Below are 20502 nucleotides of genomic sequence, written 5' to 3'. Positions count from 1 at the left end.
GGTCGGGGAACTTCCGTGCAGCCTGAAAGAAGGTAGCGCCGCACACCCCCGCCTGTCATGCCCGTATCGCCATACGGTCATGACAGGCGGGGTGTGCGGGGCCGGGCCCGGCACCCGAGGGGGTGTCAGCCCTTCAGTGCCGCCGCGACGGACTCGGCGATCGGCGTGGTCGGGCGGCCCGCCAGGCGGGACAGATCCCCGGTGGTGACGGCCAGCTCGCCCTTCTCGATGGAGGTGTCGACGCCCGCGAGGATCCCGGCGAAGACCTTGGGCAGCCCGGCACCGGTCAGGATGCCGGTGAAGGCCTCGGGGGAGACGGGGTGGTAGGCGATCTCCTTGCCGGTCTGCCGGCTCAGCTCGGCGGCGTACTCGGCGAAGCCCCACGCCTCGTCGCCGCTCAGCTCGTATGTCTTGTTCTCGTGCCCCTCGCCGGTCAGCACCGCGACGGCGGCGGCCGCGTAGTCGGCGCGCGAGGCGGAGGCGATCCGGCCCTCTCCGGCGGCCTGGACGACGGCGTTGTGCTCCAGCACCGGGGCGAGGTTCTCGGTGTAGTTCTCGTGGTACCAGCCGTTGCGCAGCAGCGTGTAGGGCAGCCCGGAGGCGAGCAGCACCTCCTCGGTGGCGCGGTGGTCGTCGGCCAGCGCGGCCGTCAGGCTGCCGGGGGCGCTGGTGTAGGCGAGCAGGGAGACTCCGGCCGCCCTGGCGGCGTCGATGACGACCCGGTGCTGCTGGACGCGGCCCTTGTCGAACTCGTTGCCCGAGATCAGCAGCACCTTGTCACCGGCCGAGAACAGGCCGTCGAAGGTCTCGGGCGTGTTGTAGTCGGCGACCGCGAGCCGTACGCCGCGGGCCGCGAGGCCGGCGGCCTTGGCCTCGTCGCGCACGACGGCGGTGATCTGCTCGGCCGGGGTCTTCTCCAGCAGCTGGTCGACCACGTGACGGCCGAGGTGTCCGGTGGCTCCGGTGACGACAATGCTCATGACGTGCATCTCCTTGTGGGGTGCGGGATGACACTCACCCTAGGAGCTGCACTAACTGTTGGAAAGTACCCACCTTGAAGTAAGGTACTGGTATGGCCGTAAGTAACAAGGCAGCGGACGGGTACGACGCCGGCGAGGCGATGTGCCCCTACCGTCTGGTCCTGGAACACGTCACCAGCCGCTGGGGCGTCCTCGTCCTGATCGAGCTCCTGGAGCGTCCGTACCGCTTCAGCGAGCTGCGCCGGGCGATCGGCAGGGTCGGGAGAGGGGTCAGCGAGAAGATGCTCACGCAGACCCTGCAGACCCTGGAGCGCGACGGGCTCGTCCATCGGGACGCCAAGCCGGTCATCCCGCCGCGCGTCGACTACTCGCTCACCGACCTGGGCCGCGAGGCCGCCGAGCAGGTGCGGTCGCTGGCGCTGTGGACCAATGAGCGCATGGCCGACGTCGAGCGGGCCCGCGTCGCGTACGACGAGGCCCGGGCGCTCAGGGCCCGGGCCTCCTGACCATCGCGGGACGGCGCCCGCGGACTCAGCCGACGACCGTCCAGGTGTCGCCGCCGGCGAGGAGCGCGGCGAGATCGCCCTTGCCGTTCTGCTCGATGGCGGCGTCGAGCTGGTCGGCCATCTGCGTGTCGTAGACCGGCCGGTCGACCGAGCGGAACACCCCGATGGGGGTGTGGTGCAGGGTGTCGGGGTCGGCGAGGCGGGACAGCGCGAAGGCGGTGGTCGGGGACGCGGTGCGCGCGTCGTGGACGAGGATCCGCGACGCGTTCTCGGGGGTGACGGTCACGACCTCGAGGTCGCCGGTGAGCTGGTCGCGGACCACTCCGCGGGCGCCGTCGACGCCGAAGCGGATGGGCTGCCCGTGTTCCAGGCGGATGACGGCTTCCTCGGCCTGCTGCCTGTCCTTGAGGACCTCGAAGGCGCCGTCGTTGAAGATGTTGCAGTTCTGGTAGATCTCCACCAGCGCCGTGCCGGGATGGGCGGCGGCCTGCCGCAGCACGTCGGTGAGGTGCTTGCGGTCCGAGTCCACGGTCCGGGCCACGAAGGACGCCTCCGCGCCGATCGCCAGCGACACCGGGTTGAAGGGCGCGTCCAGGGAGCCCATCGGCGTCGACTTGGTGATCTTGCCGACCTCGGACGTCGGGGAGTACTGGCCCTTCGTGAGGCCGTAGATGCGGTTGTTGAAGAGCAGGATCTTCAGGTTCACATTGCGGCGCAGGGCGTGGATGAGGTGGTTGCCGCCGATGGACAGGGCGTCGCCGTCGCCGGTGACGACCCACACCGACAGGTCGCGGCGGGAGGAGGCGAGCCCGGTCGCGATGGCGGGGGCGCGGCCGTGGATGGAGTGCATCCCGTAGGTGTCCATGTAGTACGGGAAACGGGACGAGCAGCCGATGCCCGAGACGAAGACGATGTTCTCCTTCGCCAGGCCGAGTTCGGGCATGAAGCCCTGGACGGCGGCGAGGATCGCGTAGTCACCGCAGCCGGGGCACCAGCGCACTTCCTGATCGGACTTGAAGTCCTTCATGGACTGCCTGGCCTCGGCCTTGGGGACGAGAGAAAGCGCCTCGATCGTGCCCGTGCCTTCCGCTGACGTGTCAGCCATCGATGGCCTCCTTGAGAGCCGTGGCGAGCTGCTCAGCCTTGAACGGCATGCCGTTCACCTGGTTGTACGAGTGCGCGTCCACCAGATACTTCGCCCGGACCAGGGTGGCGAGCTGACCGAGGTTCATCTCGGGGATCACCACCTTGTCGTAGCTCTTCAGCACCGCGCCCAGATTCCGCGGGAAGGGGTTGAGGTGGCGCAGATGGGCCTGCGCGATGTTCTCCCCGGCGTTGCGCAGCCGGCGTACCGCCGCGGTGATGGGTCCATAGGTCGAACCCCAGCCCAGCACAAGGGTGTCGGCGGCGCTGTCGGTGCCCGCGGTGGGGTCGTCGACCTCGAGGTCGGGGACGTCGATGCCGTCGATCTTGGCCTGGCGGGTGCGGACCATGAAGTCGTGGTTGGCGGGTTCGTAGGAGATGTTGCCGCTGCCGTCCTGCTTCTCGATACCGCCGATGCGGTGCTCCAGGCCGGGTGTTCCGGGGATGGCCCAGGGGCGCGCGAGGGTTCCGGGGTCGCGCTTGTAGGGCCAGAAGACCTCGGTGCCGTCGTCCAGCGTGTGGTTGGGCCCCTGGGCGAACTGCACGCGCAGGTCCGGGAGTTCGTCGGTCTCCGGGATGCGCCACGGCTCGCTTCCGTTGGCCAGGTAGCCGTCGGAGAGCAGCAGCACGGGCGTCCGGTACATCAGCGCGATCCGGGCCGCCTCCATCGCCGCGTCGAAACAGTCGGCCGGAGTCCTCGGCGCGACCACCGGCACCGGGGCCTCGCCGTTGCGCCCGTACATCGCCTGCAGCAGATCGGCCTGCTCGGTCTTGGTCGGCAGACCGGTCGACGGTCCGCCGCGCTGGATGTCGATGACGAGCAGCGGCAGTTCGAGCGAGACCGCGAGCCCGATCGTCTCCGACTTCAGGGCCACACCTGGACCGGACGTAGTCGTCACGGCGAGCGAGCCGCCGAACGCGGCGCCGAGCGCGGCGCCGATGCCCGCGATCTCGTCCTCGGCCTGGAAGGTGCGCACCCCGAAGTTCTTGTGCTTCGACAGCTCGTGCAGGATGTCGGAGGCCGGGGTGATGGGGTAGGAGCCCAGGTAGAGCGGCAGGTCGGCCTGCTGGGAGGCGGCGATCAGGCCGTACGACAGGGCGAGGTTCCCGGAGATGTTCCGGTAGGTGCCGACGGGGAAGGCCTTCGTCGCCGGGGCGATCTCGTAGGAGACGGCGAAGTCCTCGGTCGTCTCGCCGAAGTTCCAACCGGCCCTGAACGCGGCGAGGTTGGCGGCGGCGATGTCGGGCTTCTTGGCGAACTTGGTTCGCAGGAACTTCTCGGTGCCCTCGGTCGGCCGGTGGTACATCCACGACAGCAGTCCGAGCGCGAACATGTTCTTGCTCCGCTCGGCCTCCTTGCGGGAGAGCTCGAACTCCTTGAGCGCCTCGACGGTCATCGTCGTGAGCGGCACGGGATGGACGTTGTAGCCGTCCAGCGAGCCGTCCTCCAGCGGGTTGGCCGCGTAGCCGACCTTCTGCATCGCCCGTTTGGTGAACTCGTCCGTGTTGACGATGATCTCCGCGCCGCGCGGCACATCGGCGATATTCGCCTTCAGGGCAGCCGGGTTCATGGCCACGAGCACGTTGGGCGCGTCACCGGGCGTCAGGATGTCGTGGTCGGCGAAGTGCAGTTGGAAAGACGAAACGCCCGGCAGGGTACCTGCGGGCGCGCGGATTTCGGCAGGGAAGTTCGGCAGAGTCGAGAGGTCGTTGCCGAAGGAGGCCGTTTCCGAGGTGAAGCGGTCGCCGGTGAGCTGCATACCGTCACCGGAGTCCCCCGCGAACCGGATGATGACCCGGTCGAGCCGGCGGACGTCCTTCGCCCCCGGCGGTTTGCGCTGTTCTCCTACGACGGCTTCGTCGGCCTGTTCCGTTGGGCTGCTGACCTTGCTCGTCACTGAACTGGACCTCCTTTGAGGCGGCTGTCCGGGAGGGGCCTTCCCGAAGGCCCTTCCTTCTTCAACCCTACGTCGGTAAGGGTCGCCTTCCTTAGGCCATTCGCATGATGGACACTATTTTGAGACGGCCTGACGCCCTGACTTGTCACGATTTTTCCCGCCCCCGGTCCTTTCTCCGAATGACGCTCCCGGCCTACCCCTCGGTTCTGTCCGACAACTGACACAGTGTCAGCCGGTCATGAGTTCAGGTAGGTGAGGACGGCCAGAACACGCCGGTGATCCCCGTCACTTTGCGACAGGCCCAGCTTCTGGAAGATGTTGCTGACGTGCTTCTCGACGGCACCGTCGCTGACCACCAGCTGGCGGGCGACGGCGGAATTCGTCCGGCCCTCGGCCATGAGCCCCAGCACTTCCCGCTCCCGCGGCGTCAGCCCGGCCAGCACGTCCTGCTTGCGGCTACGGCCGAGCAGCTGCGCCACGACCTCCGGGTCCAGCGCGGTACCCCCCTGGGCCACCCGCACCACCGCGTCCACGAACTCACGCACCTCGGCGACCCGGTCCTTGAGCAGGTAACCGACGCCATGACTCGAACCGGCCAGCAGTTCGGTGGCGTAGCGCTCCTCCACGTACTGCGACAGGACGAGCACACCGAGTCCGGGATGCGCCTTGCGCAGCTGTACGGCCGCCCGCACGCCTTCGTCGGTGTGGGTCGGCGGCATCCTCACGTCCGCGACCACGACGTCCGGCAGCGCGTCCTGCGCCGCGAACTCGGTGATGGTCTTGATCAGCGCCTCGCCGTCCCCGACCCCCGCCACCACGTCGTGCCCGCGGTCGGTCAGCAACCGGGTCAGGCCCTCCCTGAGCAGCACTGAATCCTCGGCGATGACCACTCGCACCCTGTCCTCCACGATTCCTCGGCCCCCCAGAGCCCACCCCGGGCCGTCCCCGGCTCCGCCGGATTCGTTCCCGCTCGTACGACAGACCCCAGCATTCCAGCATTCGGACCGGGATGCGCCCGGGCGACGTGAATAGGGGTGCGGCCGGGAGGACCGATCTCTCTGTCACACGTGCCCGACCGATCTCGGCCGGGCACCCCGGTGGGGTACCCGTTCGCGGCACCCCGGTCCCGTGCCGGAGGCGGTGCCCCCACCCTCGTGGGGGCACCGCCTCTGGGGGATCCGTCTCCCCGGACAGGGCGTCTCAGCCCCGCCAGGGCAGCTCCGCCGTGATCCGGGTCGGTCCGGCCACCGGTGAGTCCACCACCAGAATCCCGTCCACCGCGTCGAGCCGCTCCGTCAGTCCCGCGAGGCCCGACCCCTCGGAGACGCCGGCCCCGCCGACGCCGTTGTCGGCGACCTGGATCATCAGCCGGTTCTCGACCCGCCACACATCCACGCTCGCCCGGGTCGCCCGCGCGTGCTTGCTGATGTTCTGGAGCAGCTCGGAGACGGTGAAGTAGGCGATCCCCTCGATCGCGGGCGCCGGCCGCGCCGGCAGATCCACCTCCACCTGCACCGGGACCGTGCACCGCGAGGCCACCGCGGACAGCGCGGCGTCGAGCCCGCGGTCGGTCAGCACCGCCGGATGGATACCGCGCGCGAGATCCCGCAGCTCCTGCAGCGCCGTCTTGACCTCGCCGTGCGCCTCGTCCACCATCCGGGCCGCGGCCTCGGGGTCCTCGGCCAGCTTCTCCTTGGCGAGCCCCAGGTCCATCGCCAGGGCGACGAGCCGGGCCTGTGCCCCGTCGTGCAGATCGCGCTCGATCCGGCGCAGGTCGGCGGCGGCCGTGTCGACCACCACCCCCCGGTCCGACTCCAGCTCCACCACACGCGTGGCCAGCCGCGAGGGCCCGAGCAGCCCGTGCACCATCAGCCGGTCCACGCTCGTCAGCGCCCGCACGATCCACGGGGTCGCCATCGTGAAGAGCAGCCCCACCAGCGCGGTCACCGTGATCTCGAACGGGTTGTCCAGATAGATCGAGTGCGTCCCGTCGCCGTACAGCTGGAGTCCGTCCTGACCGCCGTACATCGGGAAGATCCAGAACCACAGCGGATACGTCAGCAGCGCCCAGCCGTACGCCCAGAAGTTCAGAGCCACGACGAAGGAGAACACCGACCACGGGAACTGGACCACCGCGTACAGCAGGTGCCGCCAGGACGTGCCGCTCTTGAGCATGGCGCCCATCCACGCCATCGCCCCGTGCTTCTTCATCCTGAGCGGCTCGGGCTCGGCCACCTCGACACCGAGCAGCCCGCGCGCCCGCGCCCGCTCCAGCGAGCCGAAACCGCGGCAGCCGGCCAGCGCCGCGGCGAGCACCGGGACACCCAGGAAGGTGATGAGCAGGCCCGCGCCGAGCGAGACCATCGTGACGGCGAACGTGAACATGATGATCCCGAGCGGCAGGCTCAGCAGCACGTAGCCGAACTCACGCCAGCTGCGGGCCTCGATCGGCGCCCGCAGCGGGGCCGGAAGACGGTGCCGCCGCTCTCCGGCACCCGCCCCGCCGAATCCGGGCCCGCTCCGGTGCCCGTATCCGTGTCCGTAGTCCGTGGCCATCGGTCCGTCCGTTCTCTCGTCTCGTCCTGCGCCTCGACTCGTTCTGCGCGTCGGCTCCTACCTCAACCCTGCCGTCCGGGACGCCCGCCGGACATGGAGCGGATCGGCGTCTTGGACCGGGGGTTTTCCCTACCCCGGCGGACATGGACGGGCCCGCTCACTGCGCGGGCTCGTTCTGCCGGTCCCGCCACGGGAGTTCGGCCGTGATGACCGTCGGGCCGCCCACCGGTGACTCGACGACGAACAGTCCGTCCACCGCGCCGAGCCGGTCCGCGAGCCCCGCCATGCCCGTACCGCCGTCGAGGCCCGCCCCGCCCCGGCCGTCGTCCGAGACCTGGATGAGCAGGCGCTCGTCCGTCCGCCAGACGTCGACGGACGCGGACCTCGCCCCGCTGTGCTTGCTGACGTTCTGCAGCAGCTCGGAGACGGTGAAGTACGCGATGCCCTCGATGGCGGCGGCGGGCCTCGACTCCAGTTCGGCCGTCACCTTCACGGGCACGGTGCACCGCGAGGCGATCGCGGACAGAGCGGCGTCCAGACCCCGGTCGGTGAGGACCGCCGGGTGGATGCCCCGGGCCAGATCACGCAGCTCCTGAAGGGCCAGCTTCACCTCGCCGTGCGCCTCGTCGACCATCGACGCCGCGGCGTCGGGGTCCTCCAGGAGCTTCTCCTTCGCCAGACCGAGCCCCATCGCGAGATTGACGAGCCGGGCCTGCGCCCCGTCGTGCAGATCGCGCTCGATCCGGCGCAGATCGGCGGCGGCCGTGTCGACCACGACCCCGCGGTCCGACTCCAGTTCGGCGATGCGGCGCTCCAACTCGTCGGAGGGAGACAGCAGCCCGCGCACCATCGCCCGGTCCACGTTCGTCAGCCCGCGCGCGATGAACGGCAGCACCGGCCACAGCACGAACAGCGACACGAGCGTGATCGTGAAGGTGGCGATGCCCCAGGGAAGCCGTATGAGGTCGTACAGCACCGCCCGCCAGCCCACCGGGTCCTTCAGGCTCGACCACAGCCAGCCGAAGAAGCCGGTCCGGCGTACCGGCAACGGGCTCGGCTCGTCGATCCGCAGCCCCAGCAGCCCGCGCGCCCGCGCCCGCTCCAGCTTGCCCAGCTGCCGCGAACCGCGCAGCCCGGCCGCGAGCAGCGGCAGACCGACGACGGTCACGGCGAGCCCCGCGCCCGTGGCGAGCATCGCCACGACGTACACGAACCCGACGATCGAAGCCGGCAGGTTCACCAGAAGATGGGAGATCTCCTTCCAGGTCACCGGGTCGAGGGCGAGGCGTACGGCGGGCGGCCGGTCACCGTCGGACGGATCGTCCGGCGGACTGGCGGGCGTGATGCGTTCGGTCATATCCGCTAGCCTGCCCGGCGGCGCGCCGCCGCGCCATGAGGTGGGCCGCCGCGATGCACTGGGGAAAACCCCACCCTCAGGGGTGAGAGCCGTAGGTGACGGCGAGGTGGTGCCGGGACACGTTCACACCGTGAGACGTGAACGTCTTCCCGGTGGTCAAGGGATGGTCGAGGCGTGACGGGCTGCTTACGCTCTCTTTAGCAGGCCCTAGACTCCCGTCCGTACAGATCGTCGAACATGGCGCATCACAGAGTGCGCGACGGCGCACGACGGGGCGCAACGAGGTCAGGGAGTGAGGGGCTGACGTGCCGGAACCGACCGTTGTCACGGCGACCGGAACCGTCGTCGCGGCGGACTACTTCCAGTCCTACTCGGTGGTCGCACTGATCGCCGTGATGGGCGTGCTGTTCGTCGCCGTCGCTTTCGGGGCCGGCCGCCTGCTGCGGCCCGTGGTCCCCACCCCCGAGAAACTCCTGACGTACGAGTGCGGCGTCGACCCCGTCGGCGAGGGCTGGGCCCACACCCAGGTCCGCTACTACGTGTACGCCTTCCTCTACGTCATCTTCGCCGTCGACTCGATCTTCCTCTTCCCCTGGGCCACGGTCTTCGCCGCTCCCGGCTACGGCGCCGCGACGCTCGTCGAGATGTTCATCTTCCTCGGCTTCCTGGCCGTTGGCCTGCTGTACGCATACAAGAAGGGCGTCCTGACATGGACGTGACCCCCTCCGCCCCGGACCAGCCGGTGCTGCTGCCCGAGCCGGTGCTGCTGCCCGAGCCGAAGCGGCTCGGAGCGCTCGCCCGCCTCGCCCCCGAACCCATGAAGGTGGTCCTGAACTGGGGCCGCCGCTACTCGCTCTGGGTCTTCAACTTCGGCCTCGCCTGCTGCGCGATCGAGTTCATCGCCGCGTCGATGGCCCGCCACGACTTCATCCGCCTCGGCGTGATCCCGTTCGCGCCGGGCCCCCGCCAGGCCGACCTGATGGTGGTGTCGGGCACGGTCACGGACAAGATGGCGCCCGCCGTCAAGCGCCTGTACGAGCAGATGCCCGAACCGAAGTACGTCATCTCCTTCGGCGCCTGCTCCAACTGCGGCGGCCCCTACTGGGACTCCTACTCCGTCACCAAGGGCGTCGACCAGATCATCCCCGTCGACGTCTACGTCCCCGGGTGCCCGCCCCGCCCCGAGGCCCTGCTCCAGGGCATCCTCAAGCTCCAGGAGAAGATCGCCCGGGAGTCGCTGGGGGAGCGGTACGGGTCCGACGCGCCGCGACCGTCGGCCGCCGCGCTCCAGAGCGGTCTGGTGAAGCCCCCGGTCCCTTCGGCGACGAGCGTTCCGGGGACGGACGCGACCGCCCCCGGTGAGGAGGACCGATGACCGTCGGCTGGCTCCCCGGCCCCGCCGAGGAACTCTTCGGCCCCGACGCCACGGCCGAGGAGTCGTACGAGGTCCTGACGGTCGACGTACCCCCGGCGTCCTGGATCGCGGCCCTGGAGACGGCCCGTGACACGCTGGGCTGCACCTACTTCGACTGGCTGAGCGCCGTCGACGAACCCGGCACGGGCTTCCTTGTCTCGGCCCACGTCGTGGCCCTGTCCCCGGTACGCCGCCTCCTCGTCCGTACGACCGTCCCGCACGCCACCCCGGTCCTCCCGTCGGCGGTCTCCGTCTACGCGGGCGCCGCCTGGCACGAGCGCGAGACGCACGAGATGTTCGGGGTGGCCTTCGAGGGTCACCCCGGCCTCGACCCCCTGCTCCTGCCGGAGGGCTTCGAAGGCCATCCCCTCCGCAAGGACTTCGTCCTGGCCGCCCGCGTCGCCAAGGCCTGGCCCGGCGCGAAGGAACCCGGCGAGTCCGAGCACGGCGGCCCCAAGCGCCGCCAGATGCTTCCGCCCGGCGTACCCGACCCCAACGAGTGGGGCCCCCTCAAGGGCCAGCTCCCCCCGGCCCCGTCCCGACCGGCCCGCGGCGCGGCCCGCCCCGCCGGCGACCGCCCCGTGCGCAGGGCCCGCACGGCGGGGGAGGGGTCGGCCAGTCAGACACCGGCCACAGCCGCCTCCGCACCCGCCGACGCGGGTGCTGCCGCCGGGGCGACGGACACGGGTGCGGCTTCCGCGGGGGCGGGTGCCGCCTCCGGTGCGGAGGCCGCGCGGCCCGCGCGCAGAGCCCGCAGCGCGAGCCAGGGCTCGGCGACCCAACGAGCGCAACAGACGACACCTCCACCTTCCGATCCGACGCCCGCCGCGCAACCGACGCCCCCTGCGGGACCGACGTCTGCGGTGGAGCCGACGTCTGCGGTGGAGCCGACGTCTGCGGTGGAGCCGACGACCGGGGCGGAACCGGCGGCTCCCTCCGAGCCGACGGCTGGTGTGGAACCGGCGGCTCCGGCTGAGGCGACCTCTCCGGCGAGTGGCCCTCGGGCAGCCGGCCCCGGCTCGGCGACGAGGCCCGCCAGAAGGCCTGCCGCACCGCGCAGCTCCGACGCTCCCTGGCACCAGGCGAAGCCCGCGTTCGACGACCCGGAGCCGAAGGCCGCGCGAACTCCGGCGCCTGAGGCGACGCCGGAGTCCGAGCCCGAGGGGACGCCTGACCGGACCCCGGCACCGACCCCCGAGGCGAAGACCGAGGTGAAGACCGAGCCCGCCCCGGATTCAGGGCGTGAGTCCGAGCCCCGGCAGGAGTCCGAGCCACGGCGGGAGTTGGAGACCGAGTCGGAACCCGACTCCGGGTCGGCGTCCGATCAGGAGCCGAACGCGGACCCCGGCCCCGGTTCGAAGTCCGGCCCCACCCCCGATTCGAAGCCCGCCCCCACCCCTGACGACCCCTCCGGAGGCACGCAGTGAACGACGCTCTCGACGTCGCCCTACGCCTCCTCGTCGTCTTCGTCGTGTTCCTGACGTTCCCCCTGATCGTCGGCCAGACCGAGCACAAGGTGATGGCCCACATGCAGGGCCGCCTCGGCCCGATGTACGCGGGCGGCTTCCACGGCTGGGCCCAGCTCGTCGCGGACGGCGTGAAGTTCGCCCAGAAGGAAGACATCGTTCCCACGGGCGCGGACCGCCGTATCTTCCAGCTCGCCCCCGCCGTGGCCCTTCTCCCGTACCTCCTGGTCCTCCTCGTCATCCCCATCGGCCCGGGCGAGGGCGCGGTCGGCGAGGTCGTCGACGCGGGCATCTTCTTCGTCCTCGCCGTCATGGGCGTGGGCGTCCTCGGCTCGCTCATGGCGGGCTGGGCGTCGGCCAACAAGTTCTCCCTCCTCGGCGGCCTCCGCACCGCCGCACAGCTCCTCGCGTACGAGCTCCCGATGCTGCTGACCGCGGCCTCGGTCGCGATGGCGGCCGGCACGGTCTCGCTCCCGGGCATCGTGGACGCATTCGAGTGGTGGTGGCTGCCCTGGCAGATCGTCGGCGCGATCGTGTTCTTCGTCGCCGGTCTCGCCGAACTCCAACGGCCCCCCTTCGACATGCCCGTCGCCGACTCCGAGATCATCTTCGGCGCCTACACCGAGTACACCGGCCTGCGCTTCGCCCTGTTCCTGCTCGCCGAGTACGCCGGGATCGTCGTCCTGTGCGGCCTGACCACCGTCCTCTTCCTGGGCGGCTGGCACGGTCCCTGGGGTGCCGACGGCCTCGGCTGGGTCTGGACGCTCCTGAAGGCCGCGATCCTCGCCTTCGTCGTCATCTGGCTCCGCGTCACCTATCCCCGCCTGCGGGAGGACCAGCTCCAGAAACTCTCCTGGACCCTCCTCGTCCCCCTGTCCCTCGCCCAGATCGCCCTCACCGGCATCGTCAAGGTGGTGATCGCGTAACCATGGCTCCCATCCCTGGCTCCGGCCTCGCCAAGGGCCTGGCCGTCACCCTCCGCACGATGACGAAGAAGACCGTCACCGCGCAGTACCCGGACGCCCAGCCCGAACTCCCGCCCCGCACCCGCGGCGTCATCGGCCTCTTCGAGGAGAACTGCACGGTCTGCATGCTGTGCGCCCGCGAGTGCCCGGACTGGTGCATCTACATCGACTCCCACAAGGAGACGGTCCCGCCGGCCGCCCCGGGTGGCCGTGAGCGCAGCCGCAACGTCCTGGACCGCTTCGCCATCGACTTCTCCCTGTGCATGTACTGCGGTATCTGCATCGAGGTCTGTCCTTTCGACGCGCTCTTCTGGTCCCCGGAGTTCGAGTACGCGGAGACCGACATCCACGAACTCACCCACGAACGCGACAAGCTCCGTGAGTGGATGTGGACCGTCCCGGCCCCGCCCGCCCTCGACCCCGGCGCCGAGGAACCCAAGGAGATCGCCGCGGCCCGCAAGACCGCCGACAAACTCGCGGCCGAACAGGCGGCCCAGGCCGAGCAAGCGGCCCAGGCAGCCCAAGCGGCGCAGGCCGAGCAGGGTGGGCAGCCGACCCGGACCGAGCAGGGTGGGCAGCCGGAGCCCCCGGCCACGCCCCCTTCCGGTCCCCAGGAGGGACAGTCGTGACCTTCGCAGCAGCCACGGCCACGGCGGCCCACGCGGCCACCGCCGTCGACTCCGGACACCACGGCTTCCTCTCCCCGACCGGCGTCGAGATCGCCTTTCTCCTCGTCGGCCTGGTCACCTTCGGCGCCGCGCTCGTCACCGTCACCACCAAGCAGCTGGTGCACGCCGCCCTGTGGCTGGTGATGGCCCTCGGTGGCCTCGCCGTCGAATACCTGCTGCTGACGGCCGAGTTCATCGCCTGGGTGCAGGTCCTCATCTATGTCGGTTCCGTCGTCGTCCTCCTGTTGTTCGGTCTGATGCTCACCAGGGCCCCGATCGGCCGCTCCCCGGACGCCGACTCCGGCAACCGCTGGGCCGCCCTGACCGTGGCCGTCGCCTCGGCCGGCGCCTTGGTCTGGGTCGTCGTCGACGCCTTCCGCACCACCTGGGTCGACCTGAACGGCGCCGCCGCCGGTTCCACCGAGGTGACCGGAGCGAGCCTCTTCCAGAACTGGGTCCTCCCCTTCGAAGCGCTCTCCGTCCTTCTCCTCGCCGCCCTGGTCGGCGCGATCGTCCTCTCCCGCAAGGCGAAGGCGGACGCCGCCACGACCACCCCGCGCGTCCCCGGCAGCCGCAGCGGCAAGCAAGACAAGGAAGGTGTCCGCTGATGCACCTCGCCTATCCCGCCGTGCTCGCCGCCCTCCTGTTCTGCACGGGCCTGTACGGAGTCCTCGCGCGCCGCAACGCGATCCTGGTCCTGATGTCGGTCGAGCTGATGCTCAACGCCGTCAACCTGAACCTCGTCGCCTTCGACGTCTGGCTCTCCAAGGCCGCCCGCGACACGCTGCACTCCGGCCAGGCACTGACCCTGTTCACCATCGCCATCGCCGCCGCCGAGATCGGCATCGGCCTCGCGATCGTCCTCGCCGTGTACCGCAACCGCGGCACCTCGGACATCGACAAGCTCCGCGACACCGCCGAGGGCCACGGCCCCGACGACCCCGACGCCCCCGCGGCCGAGAAGGCTGAGGCCACCGCGTGACCACGACCACCCTCGCCGTCCTCGTCCCCCTCCTTCCGTTCCTGGGAGCCGTCGCCGGACTCCTCCTCGGCCGCACGGCCCCGGGCTTCGTCCGCCCGCTCGCCGTACTGCCGCCTCTCGCGTCCCTCGTCCTCGCCGTGCTGGTCGCCATGGACCAGGCCGGCGGCCGGGCCATCGACGCGCACACCGAACTCACCCCGACCGGCTCGGTCCCCATCGAACTGAGCCTGCACATCGACGGCTTCGCCGCCCTCGTCGCCGTACTCGTCGGCGTCGTCGCCACCTGCGTGCAGATCTACTCGACGGGCTACCTGCGCGACGACCCGCGCTACCCCTCGTACGCCGCCCTCGTCTCCCTGTTCACCTCCGCGATGCTGCTCGTCGTCTACTCGGGCGACCTGATGGTGCTCCTGGTCGGCTGGGAGATCATGGGCATCTGCTCGTACTTCCTGGTCGGCCACTACTGGGAGACGCCCGAGGCCCGCGCCGCGTCCATCAAGGCCTTCCTGGTCACCAAACTCGGCGACGTCCCCTTCCTCATCGGCCTGTTCGCTCTGGCCACCGACGCCGGCTCCTTCCAGATCACCACGGTCCTCGGCACCGTGGCGAGCGGCGGACTGCACCACCCGACCCTGGTCGCCCTGCTGCTGCTCGCGGGCGTTGCGGGCAAGTCGGCGCTGTTCCCGCTGCACACCTGGCTGCCCGACGCGATGGCGGGCCCCACACCCGTCTCCGCGCTGATCCACGCCGCGACGATGGTCGCCGCCGGTATCTACTTCGTCGCCCGGCTCCTTCCCGTCTTCCAGGCCTCCCTGGCCGCGATGGTCGTCCTCGCCGTCATGGCCGGTGTCACGATGGTCGGTTCGGGACTCGCGGCGCTCGCCCAGGACGACATCAAGCGGGTCCTCGCCTACTCGACGATCGGTCAGCTCGGCTACATGGCCGGCGCCCTCGCCGTCGGCGACCGCGGTGCCGCCGTCTTCCACCTCCTCGCGCACGGCGCCTTCAAGGCGCTGCTGTTCCTCGCGGCCGGCGTGATCATCCACGCCTCCGGCACCAACTCGCTGGCCGTCATGTCCCGTATGAAGGACCTGCGCGCCCGCGTCCCCGACGCCTACTGGACGATGACCGTGGCCCTGCTCGCGCTCGCCGCGATCCCTCCCTTCAGCGGCTTCTTCTCCAAGGAAGCCGTCCTCGGGGCCGCCGAGCACGTCGCCACCGGGCACACCGAGCAGGCCCCCGGCGCCGCGGGCTGGATCGTCCTGGTGACCGGTCTGATCACCGCCGTCCTCACCGCCGCGTACGCCACCCGGCTGTGGCTGCTGGCCTTCCGCGGGCACGGAGCCGAGGCTCCCGACCACGGCAGGCAGCCGGTCACCATGACGGCCGTGCTCTGGGTGCTCGCCGTCCCGTCGCTCGTCTTCGGCCTGGCGATCGGCCCGCTGCCCGACTGGTTCGACGGCCGTGACCTGACGCCGGTCCTCACCACCTCGGTGCTCGGCACAGGGCTCGCCCTGGTCGGCGTGATCGTCACCTACGGCGCCTGGCGGCACACCACCGCCCTGGCGGCCCGCAGACCGATGGGTGCGGTCGCGGCCCACCCCGGCGCCGATGCCGGACAGGTCGAGGCCGAGGCCATCGCCGCCCACGAACCCGCCTTCGGAGACGTGGCCTACGCCCCCGACCCGGCGGACCCGGGCCGACTGCTGCTCGGCCCCCTGCACCGCCACGCGGCCGTCGGCTTCCACCTCGACGCCGTGTACACCGTGCTGTTCGTCCGCCCGGTGCAGGCCGGAGCCTCGCTCGTCCGGTTCCTCGACCGGGAGGTCGTCGACACCTATGTACGCGGTGCGGGCGCCCTACCCCGCTGGCTGGGCACGGCCGTACGGCGTGCGCAGACCGGCAATGTGCAGACCTATGTGAGCGCGCTGCTCGCCGGCACCGTCGTCCTGGTGGTCGCCGCCCTCCTCGTCGCCACGGGAGCGTGAGCACGCGTGATCGATATCAGTGAATCCGTGATGCAGATTCTTCTCGCGGTGATCGTCGTCGGCCCGCTCATCGGGGCCGCCGCGGCCCTTCTGCCGGCCCCGCCCGGGCTGAAGGGGAAGTCTCCCGAGCAGGCGGTGCTGCGGCACGGCGTGACCGTCACCGGCGTGGTGCTCATCGCCGCGATCGTCCTAGCGCTCGGCTTCGACCACGACCAGCCGTCGAGGATGCAGGCCACGACGGACATCAGCTGGATCCCCGCACTCGACGTGCGGATCCACCTCGGCATCGACGGCATTTCCCTCCCCCTTCTGGTCCTGACCGCGCTGCTGACCTTCCTCTGCGCGCTGTACTCCTACTTCAAGATGCCCGCGGGCCCGACCCCGAAGGCATTCGTCGCACTGCTGCTCGTCCTCGAGTCCGGCACACTCGCGACCTTCGCCGTCCTCGATCTGCTGCTGTTCTTCCTCGCGTTCGAGATGGTGCTCATCCCGATGTACTTCCTCATCGCCCGGTGGGGAGGTGCCCAGCGCCAGGCCGCGGCCTGGAAGTTCATCCTCTTCACCCTGCTCGGTTCGGTCGTCATGCTGCTCGGCCTGCTCCTGATCGGAATCAAGGCGGGCACATTCGACATGGTGGCACTCGCCACTGACAACGGCCGGTCACTGACCACATCCGTGCAGGTCATCGCCGTTCTGGCGATCGGGATCGGGCTCGCGGTCAAGACGCCGATGTGGCCGCTGCACAGCTGGTTGCCGGACGCCCACACCGCCGCCCCGACCGTCGGCTCGGTCCTGCTGGCCGGCGTCATGCTGAAGATGGGAACGTACGGGTTCGTCAGGATCCTGCTGCCGATCACCCCGGACGGCTTCCGCACCTTCGCCCCCTACCTCGCCGCCTTCGCCGTGGTCGGGATCATCTACGGCTCCCTGGCCTGCCTGGCCCTCGCCAAGCAGGGAGCGAAGGGCGACCTCAAACGGCTCATCGCCTACTCCTCCGTCGGCCACATGGGATTCGTCCTGCTCGGCATCTCGACGATGACCCCGACCGGCGTGAACGGCGCGCTGTTCGCCAACATCGCCCACGGCCTCATCACCGGCCTCCTCTTCTTCCTCGTCGGAGCGCTGAAGGACCGCACGGGCACCACCGACCTCGACACCCTCGCCGAGGAGACGGGCGCCGCGCTGTACGGCAAGGCCCCGCGCCTCGGCGGCCTGCTGGCCTTCGCCGCGGTCGCCTCGCTCGGGCTGCCCGGCCTCGCCGGGTTCTGGGGCGAGATGCTGGCGCTGTTCGGCGCGTTCGAGCCCGCCGCCGGACTCAGCCGACCCGCCTATCTGACGTTCATGGCGATCGCCGCGCTCGGCACCCTGCTCACGGCCGCGTACATGCTCATCGTCGTGCGCCGCGTCTGCATGGGCGGCACATCGCAGGAGGAGCCGAAGCTCGCCGACGTCCAGAGCTACGAGTTCGCCGCCTGGACGCCGCTCGTCGCCCTCACCGTCGTCGCCGGCCTGTGGCCCCGGGCCCTCCTCGGCCTGACCGACCCGGCCGTACAGCAGCTCCTCGCAGGAGGCACCCGATGAGTTCCCTGGTCCAGTCCGTCGACTGGCTCGCCATCGCGCCGCCCACCCTCGCGGCGGTCGTCGGACTCGTCGTGCTCGTCGCCGACCTCTTCATCGGCGACGCGAGGAAGGCCGTCCTCGGCTGGGTGTCCGTGGCGGGCCTGGCCGCCTCCGCGCTGTTGCTGCTGCCCCTCCTGGACGGCGACCGGGCGACGTTCTGCCTGACGGGCGACGCGGACACCTGCAGCTACGTGGCGGACCGCTTCACCCTGGTCATCCAGCTTCTGGTGCTCGGCGGCGCGCTCCTCGTCGCCCTGCTGTCGGTCACCGCCCTGAAGGACGCGAACAAGGAACTCCCCGAAGGGGAGTACTGGTTCCTGCTGCTCTCCTCGGCCGCCGGCGCCGCCCTGCTGCCCGCCTCCCGCGACCTCGCGACCCTCATCGTCGCCCTGGAGGTCGCCTCGCTGCCCGCCTTCGCGCTCGTCGGCATCAGGCGCGGCGACAAGAAGTCCTCGGAAGCGGCCCTCAAGTTCTTCCTGTCCTCCGTCACCGCGACCGCGGTGAGCCTGATGGGCGTCAGCTTCGTCTACGCGACGACCGGCAGCCTCTACCTCACCCGCATCGCGGACGGGATCCAGCACGTCGACGGACAGTTCCACACCCTCGCCCAGGCGGGCGTCGTCCTCACCCTCGTCGGCTTCGCCTTCAAGACGGCCGCCGTGCCCTTCCACTTCTGGGTGCCCGACACCTACGTAGGGGCGCCCTTGCCGATCGCCGCCTACCTGTCGGTCGTCGGCAAGGCGGTCGGCTTCTCCGGGCTGATCCTCGTCACCGTCATCGCCTTCCCGTCGTACGCCGATGTCTGGGGCCCCGCGCTGGCAGCGCTGGCGGCCCTCACCATGACGGTCGGGAACGTCGGCGCCCTGCGGCAGCGGCCCACGCGCGCGTACAGCGCGGTACGGCTGCTCGCCTGGTCCTCCGTCGGACAGGCCGGCTACCTCCTGGTCCCGATCGCGGCCGCCGCCTACTCCAAGGACGCCGAGAAGGCCATCGGCTCCACGGTCGCGTACGCCCTCATGTACGCGGCCGTGAACCTCGGCGCCTTCGCCGTGGCCGCCCTGGTGGCCCGCAGAAGTCCCCTGAACCGCATCAGCGACTACCGGGGTCTGTACGCCGAGAGCCCCCTCTCCGCGCTGGTCCTCGGCTTCTTCCTGCTCTGCCTGGCCGGTCTGCCGCCGGGCATCATCGGTCTCTTCGCCAAGGTGACCGTCTTCTCCGCGGCCGTCGACGCCGGGCTCGGCTGGCTGGCCGTCGTCATGGCCGTCAACGTGGTGATCGCGCTCTTCTACTACCTTCAGTGGACGACGCTGCTCTTCCGCGCTCCCGAGGGCGAGCCGGGCACGCACCGCACCCCCGCTCCGCTCACCGCGGCCATCGCCCTGACGGCCGTCCTGGGCATCGTCCTTTCAGGTGCGCCCCAGCTGATCCTGCGCTTCTCGGCGACCGGACTCTTCTGAATCGGGGGCCGGTTCCGCCGCCCGGGACAACCCGGTTTCTCCACCCCGGCCAAGAGGCACGCGCGCGCGTGGACCACCGTTCGATTCACCCGGACGGCCCACGTTCCAGGCCGTGCGCACAAGGGAACTAGTGCTCTCCGTCTGGCGTTGACCAGTACGGGAGGGTCCACTGAAGAGTGGAAGCAGAGCATCAGCAAGCAAAGGGTTCCCCTGCCGCACCACTTGGAGGGCGTACCGTGCACCGCCGGCACAACGGGCTCAGGACAGCCGTACTTCTCGGGGGACTGTCCGCACTCATCATCGTCATCGGCAGCTTCTTCGGGCGCACCGGCCTGATCGTCGCGCTGTTCATCGCGCTCGGGACGAACGCGTACGCGTACTGGAACAGCGACAAACTGGCTCTACGCGCGATGCGCGCCCGCCCGGTGAGCGAGTTCGAGGCCCCGGCCCTGTACCGCATGGTCCGCGATCTCTCCACCCAGGCACGCCAGCCCATGCCGCGCCTGTACATCTCACCGACGGAGGCGCCGAACGCGTTCGCGACGGGCCGCAACCCGCGCAACGCGGCCGTGTGCTGCACCGAGGGGATCCTGCGCATCCTGGACGAGCGCGAGTTGCGCGGCGTCATCGGCCACGAGCTCAGTCACGTCTACAACCGCGACATCCTGATCTCGTCCGTGGCCGGCGCCCTCGCCTCGGTGATCATGTTCCTGGTCAATTTCGCCTGGCTGATCCCGATCGGCCGCTCCAATGACGACGACGGTCCCGGCATTCTCGGGATGCTCCTGGTCATGATTCTGGGCCCGCTCGCCGCTTCCCTCATCCAGCTCGCGATCAGCCGCTCCAGGGAGTACGAGGCGGACGCGTCCGGTGCCCAGCTCACCGGCGACCCCCTCGCCCTCGCGAGCGCGCTGCGCAAGCTCGACGCCGGCACCAAGCAGCTGCCGCTGCCTCCCGAGCCGCGCATCGAGACCGCGAGCCACATGATGATCGCGAACCCATTCCGCCCGGGACAGGGAATGTCGAAGATGTTCTCCACGCATCCGCCGATGGCGGAGCGTATCGCCCGGCTCGAGCAGATGGCAGGTCGTCACCAGTGAAGACAATTCTGAACGTCATTTGGCTCATCCTGAGCGGCTTCTGGCTGTTCCTCGGGTACCTGCTCGCAGGCATCATCCTGTGCATCACCATCATCGGCATCCCGTTCGGCATCGCCGCCTTCCGTATCGGGCTCTACGCCCTGTGGCCCTTCGGCTATACGACGGTGGAGCGCCACGACGCGGGCGCGCCGTCCTGCGTCGGCAACGTCCTGTGGCTGGTGCTGGCGGGCTGGTGGCTCGCCCTGGCCCACGTCGTCACGGGCATCGCGATGTGCATCACGATCATCGGCATCCCGTTCGGCATCGCCAACTTCAAGCTCATCCCGATCTCGCTGTTCCCGCTGGGACGCGAAGTCGTGCCCACGGACCAGCCGTTCGCGACGCGCTAGCGGGTGGAAGCGG

At 70.3% G+C, this 20502-nt stretch carries 19 protein-coding genes; 13 read left to right on the top strand and 6 right to left on the bottom strand.

Features of this window, described 5'->3' with window-relative positions; translation table 11 throughout:
- Positions 1-125: 125 nt before the first annotated feature.
- Positions 126-980, bottom strand: a complete 855-nt coding sequence (locus OOK38_RS10215) for an SDR family oxidoreductase (RefSeq protein ID WP_266761641.1) — start codon at positions 978-980, stop codon at positions 126-128.
- Positions 981-1072: 92 nt separating this feature from the next.
- Here OOK38_RS10215 and OOK38_RS10210 point away from each other — a divergent pair, with 92 nt between their 5' ends.
- On the top strand, positions 1073-1486 hold the full coding sequence (locus tag OOK38_RS10210) for a helix-turn-helix domain-containing protein (RefSeq protein ID WP_266761643.1): 414 nt from the start codon (positions 1073-1075) through the stop codon (positions 1484-1486).
- Between the two features lie 25 nt (positions 1487-1511).
- Here OOK38_RS10210 and OOK38_RS10205 read toward each other — a convergent pair whose 3' ends face one another.
- The 5 genes from OOK38_RS10205 to OOK38_RS10185 all read right to left on the bottom strand — a co-directional run bounded on the left by OOK38_RS10205 (position 1512) and on the right by OOK38_RS10185 (position 8440).
- Positions 1512-2591 carry a 2-oxoacid:ferredoxin oxidoreductase subunit beta gene (locus OOK38_RS10205; RefSeq protein ID WP_266761644.1) on the bottom strand — a complete coding sequence of 360 codons (1080 nt, stop codon included), beginning with the start codon at positions 2589-2591 and terminating at the stop codon, positions 1512-1514.
- Entirely contained in the window at positions 2584-4527 is a 1944-nt protein-coding gene (locus OOK38_RS10200) for a 2-oxoacid:acceptor oxidoreductase subunit alpha (protein WP_266761646.1), read from the bottom strand. Before OOK38_RS10200 ends, OOK38_RS10205 begins: the two co-directional genes overlap by 8 nt.
- A 236-nt stretch (positions 4528-4763) precedes the next feature.
- The gene (locus OOK38_RS10195) at positions 4764-5423 is read right to left on the bottom strand and encodes a response regulator transcription factor (protein WP_323178795.1); all 660 of its coding nucleotides are present in this window, start codon (positions 5421-5423) and stop codon (positions 4764-4766) included.
- Between the two features lie 304 nt (positions 5424-5727).
- Positions 5728-7083, bottom strand: a complete 1356-nt coding sequence (locus OOK38_RS10190) for a sensor histidine kinase (RefSeq protein WP_266761650.1) — start codon at positions 7081-7083, stop codon at positions 5728-5730.
- A gap of 157 nt (positions 7084-7240) precedes the next feature.
- Positions 7241-8440, bottom strand: coding sequence for a sensor histidine kinase (locus OOK38_RS10185; protein WP_266761652.1), 1200 nt, complete (start codon positions 8438-8440; stop codon positions 7241-7243).
- A gap of 305 nt (positions 8441-8745) precedes the next feature.
- On the opposite strand from OOK38_RS10185, the gene OOK38_RS10180 reads away from it, so the two are divergent.
- The 12 genes from OOK38_RS10180 to OOK38_RS10125 all read left to right on the top strand — a co-directional run bounded on the left by OOK38_RS10180 (position 8746) and on the right by OOK38_RS10125 (position 20489).
- Positions 8746-9159 (top strand): NADH-quinone oxidoreductase subunit A, encoded by a 414-nt coding sequence (locus OOK38_RS10180; protein ID WP_266761654.1) that lies wholly within the window; start codon positions 8746-8748, stop codon positions 9157-9159.
- Positions 9150-9815, top strand: coding sequence for an NADH-quinone oxidoreductase subunit B (locus OOK38_RS10175; protein ID WP_266761656.1), 666 nt, complete (start codon positions 9150-9152; stop codon positions 9813-9815). Before OOK38_RS10180 ends, OOK38_RS10175 begins: the two co-directional genes overlap by 10 nt.
- Positions 9812-11281 carry an NADH-quinone oxidoreductase subunit C gene (locus OOK38_RS10170; protein ID WP_266761658.1) on the top strand — a complete coding sequence of 490 codons (1470 nt, stop codon included), beginning with the start codon at positions 9812-9814 and terminating at the stop codon, positions 11279-11281. The genes OOK38_RS10175 and OOK38_RS10170 overlap by 4 nt, the downstream gene beginning before the upstream one ends.
- The gene (locus OOK38_RS10165) at positions 11278-12246 is read left to right on the top strand and encodes a complex I subunit 1 family protein (protein WP_266761660.1); all 969 of its coding nucleotides are present in this window, start codon (positions 11278-11280) and stop codon (positions 12244-12246) included. Before OOK38_RS10170 ends, OOK38_RS10165 begins: the two co-directional genes overlap by 4 nt.
- Before the next feature lie 2 nt (positions 12247-12248).
- On the top strand, positions 12249-12914 hold the full coding sequence (locus tag OOK38_RS10160) for an NADH-quinone oxidoreductase subunit I (RefSeq protein WP_266761661.1): 666 nt from the start codon (positions 12249-12251) through the stop codon (positions 12912-12914).
- Entirely contained in the window at positions 12911-13561 is a 651-nt protein-coding gene (locus OOK38_RS10155; protein ID WP_266761662.1) for an NADH-quinone oxidoreductase subunit J, read from the top strand. Before OOK38_RS10160 ends, OOK38_RS10155 begins: the two co-directional genes overlap by 4 nt.
- Positions 13561-13935, top strand: a complete 375-nt coding sequence (gene nuoK, locus OOK38_RS10150) for an NADH-quinone oxidoreductase subunit NuoK (RefSeq protein WP_266761664.1) — start codon at positions 13561-13563, stop codon at positions 13933-13935. Before OOK38_RS10155 ends, nuoK begins: the two co-directional genes overlap by 1 nt.
- Positions 13932-15923, top strand: a complete 1992-nt coding sequence (locus OOK38_RS10145; RefSeq protein WP_266761666.1) for an NADH-quinone oxidoreductase subunit L — start codon at positions 13932-13934, stop codon at positions 15921-15923. Before nuoK ends, OOK38_RS10145 begins: the two co-directional genes overlap by 4 nt.
- 6 nt (positions 15924-15929) lie before the next feature.
- On the top strand, positions 15930-17504 hold the full coding sequence (locus tag OOK38_RS10140; protein ID WP_266761668.1) for a NuoM family protein: 1575 nt from the start codon (positions 15930-15932) through the stop codon (positions 17502-17504).
- On the top strand, positions 17501-19000 hold the full coding sequence (locus OOK38_RS10135) for an NADH-quinone oxidoreductase subunit N (RefSeq protein ID WP_266761670.1): 1500 nt from the start codon (positions 17501-17503) through the stop codon (positions 18998-19000). The genes OOK38_RS10140 and OOK38_RS10135 overlap by 4 nt, the downstream gene beginning before the upstream one ends.
- A gap of 236 nt (positions 19001-19236) precedes the next feature.
- Positions 19237-20100: a zinc metalloprotease HtpX gene (gene htpX, locus OOK38_RS10130; RefSeq protein WP_266761672.1), complete on the top strand. Its 864-nt coding sequence runs from the start codon at positions 19237-19239 to the stop codon at positions 20098-20100.
- On the top strand, positions 20097-20489 hold the full coding sequence (locus OOK38_RS10125; protein ID WP_266761673.1) for a YccF domain-containing protein: 393 nt from the start codon (positions 20097-20099) through the stop codon (positions 20487-20489). The genes htpX and OOK38_RS10125 overlap by 4 nt, the downstream gene beginning before the upstream one ends.
- Positions 20490-20502 lie beyond the last annotated feature (13 nt).

This window comes from Streptomyces sp. NBC_00568 (assembly GCF_026341855.1).
Taxonomy (GTDB): Bacteria; Actinomycetota; Actinomycetes; order Streptomycetales; family Streptomycetaceae; genus Streptomyces.
This window is presented reverse-complemented; position numbering and strand designations above follow the sequence as displayed.

What these genes read in the sequence shown, in the direction of transcription:
- OOK38_RS10135 (WP_266761670.1), top strand. Translation starts at nt 17,501, where the DNA reads ATGAGTTCCCTGGTCCAGTCCGTCGACTGGCTCGCCATCGCGCCGCCC.
- OOK38_RS10185 (WP_266761652.1), bottom strand. Translation starts at nt 8,440, where the DNA reads ATGACCGAACGCATCACGCCCGCCAGTCCGCCGGACGATCCGTCCGAC.
- OOK38_RS10210 (WP_266761643.1), top strand. Translation starts at nt 1,073, where the DNA reads ATGGCCGTAAGTAACAAGGCAGCGGACGGGTACGACGCCGGCGAGGCG.
- OOK38_RS10170 (WP_266761658.1), top strand. Translation starts at nt 9,812, where the DNA reads ATGACCGTCGGCTGGCTCCCCGGCCCCGCCGAGGAACTCTTCGGCCCC.
- OOK38_RS10175 (WP_266761656.1), top strand. Translation starts at nt 9,150, where the DNA reads ATGGACGTGACCCCCTCCGCCCCGGACCAGCCGGTGCTGCTGCCCGAG.
- OOK38_RS10160 (WP_266761661.1), top strand. Translation starts at nt 12,249, where the DNA reads ATGGCTCCCATCCCTGGCTCCGGCCTCGCCAAGGGCCTGGCCGTCACC.
- nuoK (WP_266761664.1), top strand. Translation starts at nt 13,561, where the DNA reads ATGCACCTCGCCTATCCCGCCGTGCTCGCCGCCCTCCTGTTCTGCACG.
- OOK38_RS10205 (WP_266761644.1), bottom strand. Translation starts at nt 2,591, where the DNA reads ATGGCTGACACGTCAGCGGAAGGCACGGGCACGATCGAGGCGCTTTCT.
- OOK38_RS10190 (WP_266761650.1), bottom strand. Translation starts at nt 7,083, where the DNA reads ATGGCCACGGACTACGGACACGGATACGGGCACCGGAGCGGGCCCGGA.
- OOK38_RS10215 (WP_266761641.1), bottom strand. Translation starts at nt 980, where the DNA reads ATGAGCATTGTCGTCACCGGAGCCACCGGACACCTCGGCCGTCACGTG.